This window comes from Argonema antarcticum A004/B2 (genome assembly GCF_023333585.1).
Classification (GTDB): Bacteria; Cyanobacteriota; Cyanobacteriia; order Cyanobacteriales; family Aerosakkonemataceae; genus Argonema; species Argonema antarcticum.
Genome location: NZ_JAIQZN010000067.1, coordinates 25935 through 40949 on the forward strand (window position 1 = coordinate 25935; position 15015 = coordinate 40949).

Genomic DNA, 15015 nt, shown 5'->3' on the forward strand with positions numbered 1-15015 from the left:
AGTTGTCAGTTGGTTTTTCTGGAATATTGCCGATAGAGTTGAGGTAAGCATTTAGCTTAGGTGACAATTCATCAATGATTGGGATAAGCCTGTTTACTTGTTCAACTGTTAAAATATTCCGAGTGTAAGCTCGTCTTAACCAGTGTCTTGTTTCATACAAAGAGGCTCGTGCTATCCTTACAAAACGTCGATTGTCCTGAAAGTTATAACGACCGCTTCCTTCTGCGATATTAGCACCGATGCTGTCTGCTGCACGAACAATTTGTTTGCCTATCGTATCCTTAGCAAATTTATCCCATTTGCTGACTATTGTCCAAATCTCATCTGCTAGCTTCTCAGACAGCTTGTAAACGTGCAGGTTCTGAAAATTCGGTTTTGCCATTTCTTTTACCAATATCCAGTAACAACTGACAACTGGCCACTGACCCCTGACCCCTGACCCCTGACAACTGACAACTGACAACTGACCACTGACCACTGACCATTAGCTAATTAGCGAGTACCCAAGTATCTTTTGAGCCGCCGCCTTGGGAAGAATTAACTACCAAAGAACCTTTTTTGAGGGCGACGCGGGTTAAGCCACCTGGGTGTACATAGATATCTTTACCGTAGAGAATGTAGGGACGCAAGTCAACATGACAGCCCTCAAAGCGATCGCCTATTATTGTAGGAACTCGCGACAGGCAAAGCGTCGGCTGGGCAATATAGTTACGCGGATTAGCTTTAATTAATTGGGCAAATTCTTCTCGTTGTGACTGTGTGGCATGAGGGCCAACTAACATCCCGTAACCGCCAGATTCGTTGGCGCATTTGACCACAAGTTTGTCTAAATTGGCAAGGACATGATTTAGCTGTTTCTCTTCCCAGCAGAGGTAAGTGGGGACATTTTGCAGAATCGGGTCTTCCTTGAGGTAGTAGCGAATCATTTCGGGGACATAGGCATAGATCACTTTGTCATCTGCCACTCCGGTTCCCAGGGCGTTGGCGATCGCAACGCGACGATTGCGGTAAACTTCCGTTAGACCCGGTATACCTAATGTGGAGTCGGAGCGAAAAACGAGAGGATCGATAAAGTCGTCATCGATGCGGCGATAGATCACATCTACCCGCTGCAATCCCTTGGTAGTACGCATTTGCAGGTAGCCATCCGTCACCACCAAATCTCTGCCCTCCACCAGTTGCACACCCATTTGCTGGGCGAGGAAAGAATGCTCAAAGTAGGCAGAATTGTAAATACCTGGGGTGAGAACGACTACGGTGGGGTCTGCTAAATTGGCAGGTGCTAGATTGAGGAGAGTTTCGAGCAAATGACTGGGGTAATCATCGACGGGTCGAATTGCGATCGTCTCAAACAACTTGGGAAAGGACGATTTCATCACCCGGCGGTTCTCCAAAACGTAGGAGACACCGGAAGGACAGCGAAGATTATCTTCTAGAACGTACCACTGACCATCTTTATCTCGCACTAAATCCGTGCCAGTGATATGACACCAAATTCCTCCCGGTGGTTTCAATCCTATACAGGGTTTGAGAAATCCTTTGGCAGAGGCAATTAATTCTAAGGGGATAACGCCGTCGGTAACAATTTTCTGGCTATCGTAAATATCTGCAATAAAGCAATTTAAGGCGTAGATGCGCTGCTTGAGTCCCTTTTCCATCTCTGTCCATTCTTGAGCCGAGACAACGCGGGGAATGACATCAAAGGGAAAGATGCGCTCAGTGCCACGGTTATCGCCATAAACGTTGAAAGTGGCTCCCAACTTGAGGAGGGCTTGCTGTGCGACTTGCTGGCGTCGCTGGAGTTCCTCTGGCGGCAACCCATTAATCCTTTCGATTAAAAGAGTTGCATCAGGCCGGGGTTGGCCCTTGGCGACAAAGAGTTCATCATAAAAATCTGCTGGATCGTAGGTATAAAATTGCATATTGAGTATTGATGATATGTGATGGGCGATCGCTAATTGGCTGTTTCTAAGTAGGTGGGCATATTTAAACGTAAAACTCCAGGCCCAAAGAAACCGGGTTTCTGGGAGTTCAGTTTATTTACGCCCACCTACTTATCCAGATCGATCTTTATAGCTGACCGCTAACTAAGTTGCGATCGCCAATAAATGCTTACCTTTCAGACTAAAGTGCGATGCGCCTAGTGTAAATAGGCATTATGCAAAAACTTATAGTCGTTTGCGCTTGTATCCTTTCTAGTGCAGGATGGCGGAAATAACTCACCACTAAAAATTGCCAATGATTGCTCTGGAAATCTTGATTTTTACTACTGACAACTGACCACTGACCACTGACCACTGACAACTGACCACTGACCACTGACCACTGACAACTGACCACTGACCACTGACAACTGACCACTGACCACTGACCACTGACCACTGACAACTGACCACTGACAACTGACCACTCTCCCACTCCCGCGCACTTATGACACTGACCCAAGTTTGGGGTGTTTTGCTGATCTTCATCCTCTGTCCCCTCTTGGGAGGGTTACCCGTGATTGCGTGGATTGTTTACGCACTCAGAAGACGCAAGCTGCGAGAAATCGGCACTGGAAATATTGGAGTTCAAGCTGCTTTCTATCACGGGGGAACCCTTGCAGGTATCTTAGCGGTGCTATCGGAGGCGGGAAAGGGCATTGCGGCTGTAATGCTGGCGCGTGCTTTTTTTCCAAGTGGTTCGGAGTGGGAAATAATTGCGCTGATTGCTTTGGTGATGGGGCGCTACTGGATGGGCAAAGGTGCTGGGACAACCAATGTTGTCTGGGGTTTTGTCGTTCACGATGTGTGGGTAGCGGGATTGGTGTTTTTGATTGGGGGAATTGGCTTTACAATTTTGCGTGAGCGTAATGCGGGACGAATCGCGGTTTTAATTCTGTTACCAGCGATATTGGCTTGTCTGCATCCCCAGGATTTTGCGCGTATCTTTGCTGCGATCGCACTTGCTGTTTTAATGGGATGGATCTATAAAAAAATGCCAGATGATTTAGATCTTGCCCCAGAAGCAGGACAGCGCGATTCTCAAGCAATGTTTCGCTTTTTTCGTGGCGACAAAGCGATGATTTCTCTTAACCAACAGCTAGATGCTTCTAAAGTAGGACAAAAGGCTGCCACATTATCTCAGCTAAAACGTTGGGGCTACCCAGTACCAGATGGATGGGTTTTGCCGCCTGGAGATGACCCGACACCTTTGATTGAGTCTTTGCAACCTTCTCCAGCGTCGCCTTTGGTGGTGCGTTCTTCTGCGATAGGAGAAGATTCCGAATATGCTTCTGCGGCTGGTCAATATGAAACTATTTTAAATGTGACGAGCCGAGATGGTTTGCAACAAGCAATCCTTCGGTGTCAGGCTTCTTACGATCGATCGAGTGCTGTTGAATATCGACAACAGCGCCATCTCCCAGAAGCAGCAATGGCTGTATTGATTCAAAAACAAGTTTTTGGGGCATTTTCTGGAGTTGCCTTCAGCCGCGATCCTATGCTCGGATATGGGGATGCAGTTGCGATCGAAGCTTTACCGGGCGCTGCTTCGCGAATAGTTTCTGGTCAAGTCACACCAGAACAATACAGAGTTATAGTTAGAAACGCCGCTTTGGTAGCAGAGGAGCAGAGGGGCAGAGGAGCAGAGGAGCAGAGTGTTGTTAGCGTTGAGGGAAACGGAGATGTACCATTAACGTTAATTCGGCAAGTGGCTGTTTTGGCACGAGATTTGGAAGCGCGATATCATGGCATTCCGCAAGATATTGAGTGGAGTTATGATGGTGAAACGCTGTGGCTGTTGCAATCGCGCCCGATCACTACTTTATGGCCGATTTGGACAAGGAAAATAGCCGCCGAAGTAATTCCGGGATTAATTCGCCCTCTCACTTGGTCAATTAATCGTCCTCTGACTTGTGGTGTTTGGGGAGAAATTTTTACACTGGTGTTGGGAAAGCGATCGCATGGTTTAGATTTCAACGAAACTGCTACACTCCACTACTCCCGTGCTTATTTCAACGCCTCCCTGTTGGGGCAAATCTTCCTTCGTATGGGACTACCGCCGGAAAGTCTGGAGTTTTTGACTCTTGGCGCGAAGTTTAGCAAACCACCTGTGCGTTCTACTTTGCAAAATGTGCCGGGATTACTCAGGTTGTGGCGTCGCGAATTGCGCTTGGAAAAGGATTTTCAAAGAGATTATCGACGCCACTTTGCCCCCGCGTTAGCCGAATTGAACCCCAGTGCAACATCTCTAAACTCTCCACAAACAATACTAGAAAGAATTAATTTCATCCTGGGATTACTCAAACGCGCTACTTATTACAGCATTTTGGCACCTTTAAGTTTGGCGTTGCGACAGGGAATATTTAAAGTAAAAGATGAAGAACTTGATGCTGGTAAGACGCCGGAACTTGCGAGTTTGCGAAGTCTCCAGCAACTTGCTGCTGCTGCACGTCATTTGTTACCGCAACCAGAAAGAATCAATCCTTTAGAAGCACAAAAAGTTGCACCTAATATCTTTGCTACGTTAGCTGAAATTGCAGATGGACAGTCAATTTTACAGCAGTTCGATCGGTTTTTAGACATTTACGGCTATCTCAGCGATGTGGGCACCGATATTGCTGTTCCTACCTGGAAAGAAGATCCTAGCCCCGTGAGGGAACTGTTTGCACAATTTCTTCTGAATCTGCCTCCTGAATATGTACCGCCTGGAAAGACTAGCAAGAAGGCTCAGTCGGTACAGCGTCGCCTCGATCTGAAGGGTCGGGTAACTGAAGTTTATAGTAAGTTGCTGGCCGAGTTGCGTTGGAGTTTTGTGGCGATCGAGCAAATCTGGCTTGATTCGGGGGTGCTTCGCGAACGTGGAGATATCTTTTTTCTAGAATATTCCGAAATCGAACAAATTATAACACAAAACGATCGAGATTTACTGGAACGGTTGCCGCAGTTGATAGCAGAAAGACGATCGCAACTGGAACAACATCGACAATTAGATACAGTTCCACGAGTAATCTACGGTAATGCAGCATCTCCCACATCGAATATAGACGATCGCGAACCCAGCCAGCAATTGCAAGGAATTGGTGCGAGTCCAGGACTTGCGGAGGGTAGAGTGAAAGTGCTGCGGAATTTGCAAGCTGTTGGCGAGATCGATCGCACTACGATATTAGTTGTACCTTACACCGACTCTGGCTGGGCTCCCCTGTTGGCGCGTGCGGGTGGGATAATTGCGGAAGTGGGGGGCAGGTTATCTCATGGTGCGATCGTAGCACGCGAGTACGGAATTCCTGCTGTAATGGATATTCACGATGCGACTCGTTTGTTGCGCGATGGACAAAGAGTGCGAATTGATGGGAGTAGGGGAACGGTGGAGATTATTTGATGAGATTTAAAATATGCGATCGCACCTTCACAATGCTAAACTTTAACAAAGTAATCAACTAAAAAAAGTAATGGCAGAACTAACTATTCAAATTCCAGATGAACTTGCTAAACGCCTAGAACCTTTGCAAGAGCGATTACCGGAACTGCTTTGGCAAGTTTTGGAGAATCCTGAAATTTATCAACCAATCCAGTCAGAAGTGAACCCAAATTTTACAGATATTTTTCCTGTTTATCAAGAAGTTATTGACTTTTTAATCAAAAGTCCGACTCTGGAAGATATTGTTGCTTTTCAAGTTTCTCCCCAAGCTCAAACACGCCTGCAAACTTTGCTGTCAAAAAATCGGGAAGCAACGCTAACTCCACCAGAGGTAGCAGAATTGGATGTTTACGAACAGCTAGAACATCTGATGATTTTACTAAAAGCACGAGCTTATTCTGGCATTAACTAAATGACTTCTAATTTAATTTCTGCCGAACTGCGTAAGTTGGTTATTGAAAGGGCTTTCGGACGTTGTGAATACTGCCTGATTCATCAAGACGTTTCTATCTATAGCCATGAGATAGATCATATCATCGCCCTTAAACATGGGGGTAAAACCAGTGCTGATAATTTAGCTCTTTCATGTTTATCTTGTAACCGCTATAAAGGCTCTGATTTTGCTACTATTGATTCTATTAGTGGTGAAATTGTACCTTTATTTAATCCACGCCTTCAAATTTGGAACGAGCATTTTTCTCTTAATAACGGTCGAATTCAAGGCATAACTAATATTGGTGAAGTTACTGTAAGATTACTAAAGTTTAATGCTCCCAGTCGTGTACTTCAACGTAAAATTTTGATTAAGCAAGGACGGTATCCCTAAAAAATGTATTAGACCTCTCCAAAAAAGAATGTAGAGACGTTGCATGCAACGTCTCTACAAGGGTTACAGGTAACGCACCTTTAATTTCTGGAGAGGTCTAATGAGGCTGAATGAACGGTGGAAACTTTGTAATTCAAGATGCCAACACTTCACTGAGGACAACAACGGGTAAATTGGCAATATTGCGAAAGCCTTTATCGTTCGTGAGAAATAGGGTACAATTTATAGATAAAGCGGTGGCAGCATGAATCGCATCAGGTGTTCTCAAACTGGTAGTTGCCCTCAAATTTGCAGCTTCTCTCAGGATAGATTGGCTGATAGGAATTAGCTGCATTTCGGATGATAAAAGCAGTTGTTCGTAAGCATTGATTAAAATGGTATCAGAGTTTCTCAGAGGAACTACCAGAGATTCCATCAATATTAGTTCGCTGCTGGCTATTTCCAGTTCGCGTAATTGAAATTTTAACCACAGAGGTTGCAGTAGCGAATAATAGTCAGGGTGGCTTTCAATCGTATAAATCGCTACCGATGTGTCAGCATAAATAATGCCAGATGAAGGAAGTGTTAGCTGTCCCATGAATCCCGTTCCTCTTGCAGTTGCTTATCTATATCTTCAGCACTTCTGAACTGGCGTTTACTGCGGATTTGTTCGATCATTTCTAAGACAGAACCCCGTTTTGAGGCTGGTTTTTCTGGTAAAATGACAAATACATCGACAGCATCGCCTATAGCAGCTTCGGGAATCTCAATTTCGATCTTATTTCCCGGTAAAATTTTGGTTTTGATATGTAATGATGGTTGCACGATCTTTTCCTCAGTTATGAATCAAATATACCAAAAAAATCAATGAGTACGAAAAATTATCTGTGGGCTACTTATGGTAGTCCATTAGACATCTCCAAAAAATAAATTATGGCTCACTGTTCGGGGCAGGGCGAAGCATTTGGGATATCCAGATCTCTAATTTTTACGTCAAATTCTCCCCCAAATGCTAATGCCTACGGCACGCTACGCGAACGCCCCTACAAAATACTACAAATCAATACAATGTTTTCTGGAGATGTCTATTTATTCCAGTAGTTCTTTTGATACTAGAAATATTGACTCAACTGACTCATCTGTTAATTGACCATCAGAGGAACGCTTGAGCAGCCTGAGACTTATCCGCACTGGCTGATCATCTTTAGCCTCTTCTAGCAAAAAATCGGCATATTTTTCTATGGCTTTTTTGGCTTGCTTTTTTGTTTGCCAAACTTGGGCTTGTTCTAATATGTTCGTAATGCCAATAAATTCCTCTCCTTGTCCACTCATCGAGAACCTTGCTGCATAGGCTTTCGCTTCTGGTACTAGCAGTAATACATAACCCAATTGTTCTTCTAATTTCGCTGCGAATCCTTTAGCCATCTGTTACTCTCCCACTAATTTCCCCGTGCATTCCTGACGGGGTGATAACTATATTTATCATATAACCTAACTATCAACAATCAACTTCTTTTCTGCAATTCTTCCTTAGCAAATTCCCGCAACTCCTCATCGGGGTCATTTTCGGATCGGTCGCGCAACAACTCCAGCGATCGGGGATTGTCGCGATGATGTTTTAGAATTGCTTCTAGAGCAGTTTGCCGAGGGTTATCTTGCCTATCGTTCTCACGCTCAAAGGGATCGTTGATGGCGCAATTGTAGAAAAGATCGAACATTCCAGGTTCCTGGTTCCAATTTTCGGCGATCGCATACACTGCTGCACTTCGCACATCCGAATTCGCATCAGACTGAACGCAGGATTGGAGTAGGGGTAGGGTTTGCGGGTCTTCTTTGTAATATTGGACGATCGCATACACTGCTGCACGTCGCACAATCGAATCCGCATCAGACTGAACCCAGGATAGGAGTAGGGGTAGGGTTTGCGGGTCTTCTTTGTAATTTCGGGCGATCGCATTCACTGCTGCACTTCGCACATCCGAATTCGCATCGGACTGAACGCAGGATAGGAGTAGGGGTAGGGTTTGGGGGTCTTCTTTGTAATTTCGGGCGATCGCATACACTGCTGCTTGTTGCACAAACGAATCCGGATCGGACTGAACCCAGGATTGGAGTAGGGGTAGGGTTTGCGGGTCTTCTTTGTAATTGGAGGCGATCGCATTCACTGCTGCACTTCGCACAAACGAATCCGGATCGGACTGAACCCAGGATTGGAGTAGGGGTAGGGTTTGCGGGTCTTCTTTGTAATTAGAGGCGATCGCATACACTGCTGCTTGTGGCACAACCGAATTCGGATCGGACTGAACGCAGGATTGGAGTAGGGGTAGGGTTTGCGGGTCGTTTTTCCAGGTAGTTGCGATCGCCTGAATAACTTTTACAGCAGTTTCAGAATCATTTTCCCAAACTTTCTTGGTCGCATTTTTCAAAGCATCCAACAATAATCCAGAAGTTGATTTAATAGTAGAGATATTTCTCACTTCTACCAGACATTCAGCCGCCAAAATTAGATTTCTAAACTTAGATTCATCCTTTTCACTCATCAAATACTCAATCATCTCTCCCGCTACTTTTTCTGCCAGCATTCCGCAAATCAACCGCAACACTTCATGCCAAGATTCATCCTGCCAATGTTTCCCAAACGCCTCGGTTTTTAACTCCTCCTCCGTCAAAATGCGCTGCTTTTCAAACTTATCCACAAATTCCCAAGCGCAGAAATATTCCAAAAACGTGCGGTGAACAAAACCGTAATACTCATCACCCAAAAAACAGAGAATAAAATTGCGTTCGCGCAGTTGGTTAATCAGGGTTTGTGCTTTCTCGCGAGGTTTGGAAAAATCCCGCTCTTTCAGAAACTTGGTAATAATTTCCAGCAACTTGTCCCGACTGATGATATTTCCCCGAATTCCCTTTTCTCCCGATTGCATTTCGTAGGCAATCTGCCGCAACATCGCCTGTTTTTCTGGACTTTCTATTGCATCAGGCGAAATTTGTAATTTCTTATGATCCACATCCCAAGCGTACAGCAACACCTTTGACGCTTCTTTATACAATTCCGCTCGATTTCTCGGCAATTCTTGGCGGCGATTGAGAATTGCCATCATCGTCAGCAGCAGGGGATTTCCGGCGAGTTCGGCAATTGCTTTAGAATTAGCAATGGCATCTTGCAATCGCTGTTGTAAAAGTTCCTTATCTGGATCTTTCTCTAGTGCCAAATCGTGCCACTTTTGAAGAAATTCTTGGATTTGTTTTGGTGACAAATCTTGCAGCGTGAAGTGACGAAACTCCGCATTTCCCAACGGTTCCGGGTTATAACCAACGATACGAGAAGTCACCACCACTCGCGCTTTTTTGTATTCGTTGGTAAAGCTAATAATTTCGGTGATTACTTCTTCTTGGCGATCGCGATTAATCACCTCATCCAACCCATCAAACATCACCAACGCACCATGCGATCGCAATTGTTTATCCAAATCTGCCTGATTTAGCTTTTGGATGGTGCGAGTTCCCTGGTGGAAAAACTTTAAAAAGCTGGTAGGCGCGGCCCGATCGGGCCCATATCCCCGCAACTCTACTAATAATGGTAACTGTTCGGTTGGTTGCTCTGCCCACTGCAAAGCGAGATATTGTAATAAAGTTGATTTTCCCGACCCCGGATCGCCTAAAATTACCACATAACGATTATTAGGATCTTTGAGAACTTCCAACACCGATCGAATCGCTTGCTGAAAATAACTTTCCCGATAGCGATGTAAATCTTCCTTACTAAATTCTGCTTCAATTTGTCCAGATTCGCATAACCTGCGCTGAATATCTTTCGGCAAATCGTAGCGCGATGGCGGTAATGCTTCCCGCACCATTTGGGGAATAAACATTTTCCACAATAGCAGGCGATACTGATCGTTTGTCATGTCAACAACGTTCAGTTTCAGTTTGCCGTAAAATTCCTGTAAACTTTCCCGATATAGTTCTAAATCGAGTTTAGGAATAATTCCTGCGATCGATTCCAATGCTTTCGTAGAAGCAGCAGTATTTTCGTTAATTGCTTCTAAATTTTCCGAATCCAAAATAGCCCGCAATTCAGCCGAATCTCGCCTAATTTCCACCACCTTGCGGCAATACTGTTTAGTAATTAATTCCCAATCAAACCCAGCAGGTAACGTATCTAAAATTAAAGTTCTCCAAATCTTCTCTAATGCTTTAGCATCAATTATCTGACAATCTTTTTTAAACGCGCTTCCCAAAATTTCTCTTACCGATTTATCTTTCAGAAATAAACTCAGCGATTTGCTATATTCTTTCGCTTCCTCTTTCTTCAAACCTTGCGCCTGTAACTCTTCTTGCACCAATTCTAAAAACTGCTTGATAGCTTTCTTGGTAGCAGTCGGCAGAATAATTCCCCGTCCCTTTTCATAAATTCCACCCGGTAAACTTTTAAAGAAATCTTTTAGCCAATCTTTGGCTGCTTCTTTGGCGATTTCATCTAATTTTATCTCTTTAAGAACCTGCTGGAAAACAAATCCAGTTAGCCAAGCAATCCCCGCTTCCAACATAATTTTGGCTCGAATCCCTGAAATTACCCACCAGTATAGCTTTTTTTTCTTACCCTAGCTACTAGCCCCTAGCAAATGTTACGATCAGCCCATAAAACCCTTAAAATCCACACACTCCGCTACTCATGTCTGAACCTTCAATCCTCGATCCGAGTCAGTTTCCAGATATTAGCGGGCTAGTCTTAGAAGATGATACCCCATTGGATAGCTTCATCAACGAAAAACAACAACGTCTGCTAACAACCGTTTTCTACAGCGGTGCTGATACTGGTATTACCGTCCCCTTTATCGCTGCTGCTAATGTTGGTTTATTTAGTAGCGTGCGTCAACCGGGAATTGCGCCCGATGTCTTCCTCAGTCTTAATATTACTGCTGCTGAGGACTGGTGGGAAAGGCAAGTGCGATCGTACCTATTTTGGGAATTTGGCAAACCCCCAGAAGTGGTAATCGAAATTGTCTCCCCAACTCCCGGTAACGAATTAGGTAGCAAGCTAATAGATTACGCCCGAATGCGGATCATGTATTATGTGGTGTACGATCCCTTGCGCCAGCTGGGAAACACCATGCTGCGAGTATTTCAATTACAGGGAAAATCTTACATCCCCAAAGATGATGCTTTTTTCCCAGAAGTTGGTTTAGGAGTAACTTTGTGGCAAGGTGAATTTGAAAACGTAAATGGTACTTGGTTGCGCTGGTGCTATCCTAATGGTACTCCCATCCCCACAGGTGACGAACTGGTGGCGCAACGGGAGGCGCAGTTATCCCAGACTGAGGCGCAGTTATCCCAAACTGAGGCGCAGTTATCCCAAGCTGAGGCGCAGTTATCCCAAACTGAGGCGCAGTTATCCCAGACTGAGGCGCAGTTATCCCAAACTGAGACGCAGTTAACTGAGGAACAGACGCGCACTAAACAAGCTCTAATGCTTGGTATTGAGCTTGGCTTAAAGCTGAAATTTGGCGATGCAGGTTTGGCTATTTTGAGCGAAATTTCGGCAATTTCTGATGTAAGTTTGTTGCAGGCGATCGTCTCTACTTTATCAACAGCTAATAGTCTGGAGAGAATACAGCAAATTTATCGAACTTGATAGTACTGTAGGTTGGGTTTCGATTTTCTAGGTACGTAGTTGCGCTAAAGCGCCAGATAAGAGCGCGGCATCGCAACTACGTACCTTTTTTAATTCTTGTCTATGATATAATGCAGTTGAATATGTTCAAATCCATTAAGAACGATCGCATGATTCAATCTGTGGAACCAGACACTTGTTTTTATATTCAAAATTACGCGGCTGTCATCGCTAAAAAAAGTTTGGACTTAACTGTAGATCCGCCTCCAGATTTAGCGATTGAAATTGATAAGCTAACACGCATCTAATTCGGATATTTCTAATCCGGCAATCAAACCTTCAATTCCTCTCCCACTCCCCCACTCCCCCACTCTCCCACTCCCGCTAAACATACAAATTAAATGCGTAGCAGCTTATTACTTCCTGGAGTCACTTTGATAATTATCAGTTGTTGGGAGTACCGGAACTGTGGCGCTATACAAGGCGAGGATTGCAAATTAATCTGCTGCAAGAAGGCAAGTATGTTGAGTCGAATATGAGTCCGAATTTTCCCAATATTCCTATTATTGAATTAGTTAATGAATATGTCGATCGCACTCAAAGAGAAGGCAGAAGTCAAGCCATTAGAGCTTTTAAACTTTGGGTGAAGGAAAATTTGAGAAGAGAATATCCGCCATTGCTACGTAGTTGCACTTTAGCTCTAAAGCGCAACTACGTACCTGCTATTTAGGGATGGAGCTAAGCGGACTCGAACCGCTGACATCTTCAATGCCATTGAAGCACTCTACCAACTGAGCTATAGCCCCTTTCGACGCTTTTCCATTATGCCCTAACTATCGGCGTCTTGTCAAGCACCTTCGCCAAAAATTTCTTCAATAATAGTTGTGCTGACTCATTTGGGCTAAGTACCCCATACAGCCTCCCACGAGGAAATATACCACCAACATCGCGGCTGCGGACATCGCCACTAAAGTACCCGCCAGCATCAAGGAAAATTCCTGTTGATCGAATGCCTGTTGCATGAGGTGCAGCGACCAAGCCACTAAGGCCACGTCAAACATTAGAATAGCAATCAACATATTTTTACGAAATGTAACAGTTTTATCTATTCTAATATATGTAATTGTTGGCTTGATGCTGTATGGCGATCGCTAAACCCCCCTAAATATAAAGTTTGGAGATATTACAGCAACCTTACCGGCACTTGGTGAGATGTTAAGTAATTTTTAATTTCCGCTACGGAAAGTTGACCGTAATGCAACAGGGATGCTAGGAGTGCTGCTTCCGCTTTGCCTTCCGTAAGTGCGTCATAAATGTGACCGCAGTTACCAGCGCCGCCAGAGGCAATCACCGGAATTTGCACATTCTCGGCAATGGTGCGGGTTAAATCCAGGTCATATCCAGCTTGAGTGCCGTCAGCGTCCATACTCGTGACCAGAAGCTCTCCTGCGCCGCGTTGCTCGGCTTCTAGAGCCCAGGCGATCGCATCTTTACCAGTGTTTTCTCGTCCGCCCCGCACGTAGACATCCCAACCGGGGTGATTTGGGTCTTGCCGCTTTCTGGCATCAATTGCGACAACGATACACTGATTGCCAAAGCGATCGCTCGATCGATTGATAAAATCTGGATCGCGCACAGCCGATGAGTTCATGCTCACCTTATCCGCACCAGCCCTTAACAATTGTTTAATCATTTCTAAGGATTGAATGCCGCCACCAACCGTCAAAGGGATGAAAACCTGCTCAGCCGTGCGATATACCACATCTATGATAATTTCCCGGTCTTCGTGGGTGGCGGTGATATCCAGAAACACCAACTCATCCGCACCAGCCTCATTGTAAACCTGCGCCAATTCCACCGGGTCGCCAGCATCCTTGAGATCGACAAAATTCACACCTTTGACAACCCGCCCAGCTTTTACATCCAAGCAAGGTAAGATTCGTTTAGCTAGCATGGCAGTGTCTCGCGCTCCCCAAGTGATGATATTTAGAGCCTATCCGAAAACCAATCTAAATTTTCCGATTGCCGACTGATTGATTATGGCGATAATTTCCTCAAAACAACAGCCCACCGAACCAGACTCCCAACCCAAGCGGCGTCGGGAGTCAAGTGGCAAATCTCCTTCTTCGCCGCCAAAATCAGATTTGTTGGCACCAACAGCAGCTGTTGATGAAACCGACAAGCTGGAAGAGGGAATCAGACCCCAGCGACTCGCCGACTATATCGGCCAAAAAGATCTGAAGACGGTTTTGGAAATAGGCATCGCAGCGGCTAGAGGTAGAGGCGAGACACTGGATCACCTGCTGCTGTATGGCCCTCCCGGTTTGGGCAAAACCACAATGGCGCTGATTTTAGCGGCGGAAATGGGGACTAGCTGCAAAATCACAGGCGCACCGTCCCTGGAACGTCCGCGAGACATTGTAGGCTTACTGGTGAGTCTCAAACCTGGTGAAATCCTGTTTATTGACGAAATCCATCGCCTCACCCGGATGGCAGAGGAACTTCTCTACCCAGCGATGGAAGACTTTCGGCTCGATATTACGATCGGAAAAGGTCAGAGCGCAAAGACTCGCAGTTTGCCGCTATCACCGTTTACTTTGGTAGGGGCGACGACTCGTGCGGGGGCGCTGACTTCACCGTTGCGCGATCGCTTTGGCCTCATTCAACGGCTACACTTTTATGAGCCGGAAGAACTCACAGTGATTTTACTGCGGACTGCCGAGATCCTCAAAACGCCTCTAGCCCGTGAAGGCGCCCAAGAAATTGCCCGCCGTTCCCGTGGTACGCCGCGAATTGCTAACCGCCTGCTCAAACGGGTGCGAGACTACACCCAAGTTAAAGCCAAAGGAGAAATTACTCAAGAAATAGCAGCAGAAGCATTGAAAGTGTTCAATGTTGACCCTCTCGGCTTAGACTGGACAGACAGGCGGGTGCTGAGTGTTATGATCCAAAACTTCAACGGAGGGCCAGTGGGAATCGAGACAATTGCATCGGCAAGTGGTGAAGATGTCCAAACGATTGAGGAAGTTTACGAACCTTATCTAATGCAGATAGGATTTATGCTCAGGACGCCTCGCGGTCGGATGGTTACCCCAGCTGCTTGGAAGCATTTAGGATATTAGAAAAGTCAAAAGTCAAAAGTCAAAAGTCAAAAGTCAAAAGTCAAAAGTCAAAAGTCAAAAGTCAAAAGTCAAAA

At 45.3% G+C, this 15015-nt stretch carries 16 protein-coding genes and 1 tRNA gene; 7 read left to right on the forward strand and 10 right to left on the reverse strand.

Translation table 11 applies throughout. The features are described 5' to 3' along the window. From LAY57_RS24385 to LAY57_RS36620, 3 genes are all read right to left on the reverse strand, one after another. The coding region (locus LAY57_RS24385) for a four helix bundle protein (RefSeq protein WP_420839124.1) at positions 1-478 on the reverse strand (478 nt) is incomplete at its 3' end. Positions 479-488: 10 nt separating this feature from the next. Then, positions 489-1922, reverse strand: coding sequence for a circularly permuted type 2 ATP-grasp protein (locus tag LAY57_RS24390; protein WP_249069696.1), 1434 nt, complete (start codon positions 1920-1922; stop codon positions 489-491). Positions 1923-2124: 202 nt separating this feature from the next. After that, positions 2125-2418 (reverse strand): hypothetical protein, encoded by a 294-nt coding sequence (locus LAY57_RS36620; protein ID WP_422614466.1) that lies wholly within the window; start codon positions 2416-2418, stop codon positions 2125-2127. Between the two features lie 81 nt (positions 2419-2499). Here LAY57_RS36620 and LAY57_RS24400 point away from each other — a divergent pair, with 81 nt between their 5' ends. The 3 genes from LAY57_RS24400 to LAY57_RS24410 all read left to right on the forward strand — a co-directional run bounded on the left by LAY57_RS24400 (position 2500) and on the right by LAY57_RS24410 (position 6226). Next, on the forward strand, positions 2500-5361 hold the full coding sequence (locus LAY57_RS24400) for a glycerol-3-phosphate acyltransferase (protein ID WP_522729856.1): 2862 nt from the start codon (positions 2500-2502) through the stop codon (positions 5359-5361). A gap of 70 nt (positions 5362-5431) precedes the next feature. Next, complete coding sequence (locus LAY57_RS24405) at positions 5432-5812, forward strand: hypothetical protein (RefSeq protein ID WP_249069699.1); 381 nt, start codon at positions 5432-5434, stop codon at positions 5810-5812. Then, complete coding sequence (locus LAY57_RS24410; protein ID WP_249069700.1) at positions 5813-6226, forward strand: HNH endonuclease; 414 nt, start codon at positions 5813-5815, stop codon at positions 6224-6226. Between the two features lie 133 nt (positions 6227-6359). Here the strand turns inward: LAY57_RS24410 and LAY57_RS24415 are convergent, their stop codons facing one another. The 4 genes from LAY57_RS24415 to LAY57_RS24430 form a co-directional block, all read right to left on the reverse strand. Further along, positions 6360-6803: a type II toxin-antitoxin system VapC family toxin gene (locus LAY57_RS24415; RefSeq protein WP_249069701.1), complete on the reverse strand. Its 444-nt coding sequence runs from the start codon at positions 6801-6803 to the stop codon at positions 6360-6362. Continuing rightward, complete coding sequence (locus tag LAY57_RS24420) at positions 6791-7030, reverse strand: hypothetical protein (protein ID WP_249069702.1); 240 nt, start codon at positions 7028-7030, stop codon at positions 6791-6793. The genes LAY57_RS24415 and LAY57_RS24420 overlap by 13 nt, the downstream gene beginning before the upstream one ends. A gap of 264 nt (positions 7031-7294) precedes the next feature. Next, complete coding sequence (locus LAY57_RS24425; RefSeq protein ID WP_249069703.1) at positions 7295-7630, reverse strand: hypothetical protein; 336 nt, start codon at positions 7628-7630, stop codon at positions 7295-7297. A gap of 80 nt (positions 7631-7710) precedes the next feature. Then, positions 7711-10755 (reverse strand): HEAT repeat domain-containing protein, encoded by a 3045-nt coding sequence (locus LAY57_RS24430; RefSeq protein ID WP_249069704.1) that lies wholly within the window; start codon positions 10753-10755, stop codon positions 7711-7713. A 125-nt stretch (positions 10756-10880) separates the two neighbouring features. On the opposite strand from LAY57_RS24430, the gene LAY57_RS24435 reads away from it, so the two are divergent. The 3 genes from LAY57_RS24435 (at position 10881) to LAY57_RS24445 (ending at position 12549) form a co-directional block, all read left to right on the forward strand. Then, positions 10881-11840 carry a Uma2 family endonuclease gene (locus tag LAY57_RS24435; RefSeq protein ID WP_249069705.1) on the forward strand — a complete coding sequence of 320 codons (960 nt, stop codon included), beginning with the start codon at positions 10881-10883 and terminating at the stop codon, positions 11838-11840. 122 nt (positions 11841-11962) lie between these two features. After that, positions 11963-12127, forward strand: a complete 165-nt coding sequence (locus LAY57_RS24440) for a PDDEXK family nuclease (RefSeq protein WP_338022479.1) — start codon at positions 11963-11965, stop codon at positions 12125-12127. A 140-nt stretch (positions 12128-12267) separates the two neighbouring features. After that, positions 12268-12549, forward strand: coding sequence for a hypothetical protein (locus LAY57_RS24445; protein ID WP_249069706.1), 282 nt, complete (start codon positions 12268-12270; stop codon positions 12547-12549). Between the two features lie 3 nt (positions 12550-12552). On the opposite strand, the gene LAY57_RS24450 is transcribed toward LAY57_RS24445, so the two are convergent. The 3 genes from LAY57_RS24450 to hisF all read right to left on the reverse strand — a co-directional run bounded on the left by LAY57_RS24450 (position 12553) and on the right by hisF (position 13773). Further along, positions 12553-12625 (reverse strand) — tRNA-Ala (locus tag LAY57_RS24450). A gap of 66 nt (positions 12626-12691) precedes the next feature. Further along, positions 12692-12898 carry a hypothetical protein gene (locus tag LAY57_RS24455; RefSeq protein WP_249069707.1) on the reverse strand — a complete coding sequence of 69 codons (207 nt, stop codon included), beginning with the start codon at positions 12896-12898 and terminating at the stop codon, positions 12692-12694. Positions 12899-13002: 104 nt separating this feature from the next. Beyond that, on the reverse strand, positions 13003-13773 hold the full coding sequence (gene hisF / locus LAY57_RS24460) for an imidazole glycerol phosphate synthase subunit HisF (RefSeq protein ID WP_249069708.1): 771 nt from the start codon (positions 13771-13773) through the stop codon (positions 13003-13005). 85 nt (positions 13774-13858) lie between these two features. On the opposite strand from hisF, the gene ruvB reads away from it, so the two are divergent. Further along, on the forward strand, positions 13859-14941 hold the full coding sequence (gene ruvB / locus LAY57_RS24465) for a Holliday junction branch migration DNA helicase RuvB (RefSeq protein WP_249069709.1): 1083 nt from the start codon (positions 13859-13861) through the stop codon (positions 14939-14941). Positions 14942-15015: the final 74 nt, after the last annotated feature.

Bases quoted from the DNA above. Each gene is read 5' to 3' on its own strand.
- LAY57_RS24435 (WP_249069705.1), top strand. From the start codon at position 10,881: ATGTCTGAACCTTCAATCCTCGATCCGAGTCAGTTTCCAGATATTAGC.
- LAY57_RS24455 (WP_249069707.1), bottom strand. From the start codon at position 12,898: ATGTTGATTGCTATTCTAATGTTTGACGTGGCCTTAGTGGCTTGGTCG.
- LAY57_RS24440 (WP_338022479.1), top strand. From the start codon at position 11,963: ATGTTCAAATCCATTAAGAACGATCGCATGATTCAATCTGTGGAACCA.
- LAY57_RS24415 (WP_249069701.1), bottom strand. From the start codon at position 6,803: ATGGGACAGCTAACACTTCCTTCATCTGGCATTATTTATGCTGACACA.
- LAY57_RS24390 (WP_249069696.1), bottom strand. From the start codon at position 1,922: ATGCAATTTTATACCTACGATCCAGCAGATTTTTATGATGAACTCTTT.
- hisF (WP_249069708.1), bottom strand. From the start codon at position 13,773: ATGCTAGCTAAACGAATCTTACCTTGCTTGGATGTAAAAGCTGGGCGG.
- LAY57_RS24410 (WP_249069700.1), top strand. From the start codon at position 5,813: ATGACTTCTAATTTAATTTCTGCCGAACTGCGTAAGTTGGTTATTGAA.
- LAY57_RS24425 (WP_249069703.1), bottom strand. From the start codon at position 7,630: ATGGCTAAAGGATTCGCAGCGAAATTAGAAGAACAATTGGGTTATGTA.
- LAY57_RS24405 (WP_249069699.1), top strand. From the start codon at position 5,432: ATGGCAGAACTAACTATTCAAATTCCAGATGAACTTGCTAAACGCCTA.
- LAY57_RS24430 (WP_249069704.1), bottom strand. From the start codon at position 10,755: ATGTTGGAAGCGGGGATTGCTTGGCTAACTGGATTTGTTTTCCAGCAG.
- ruvB (WP_249069709.1), top strand. From the start codon at position 13,859: ATGGCGATAATTTCCTCAAAACAACAGCCCACCGAACCAGACTCCCAA.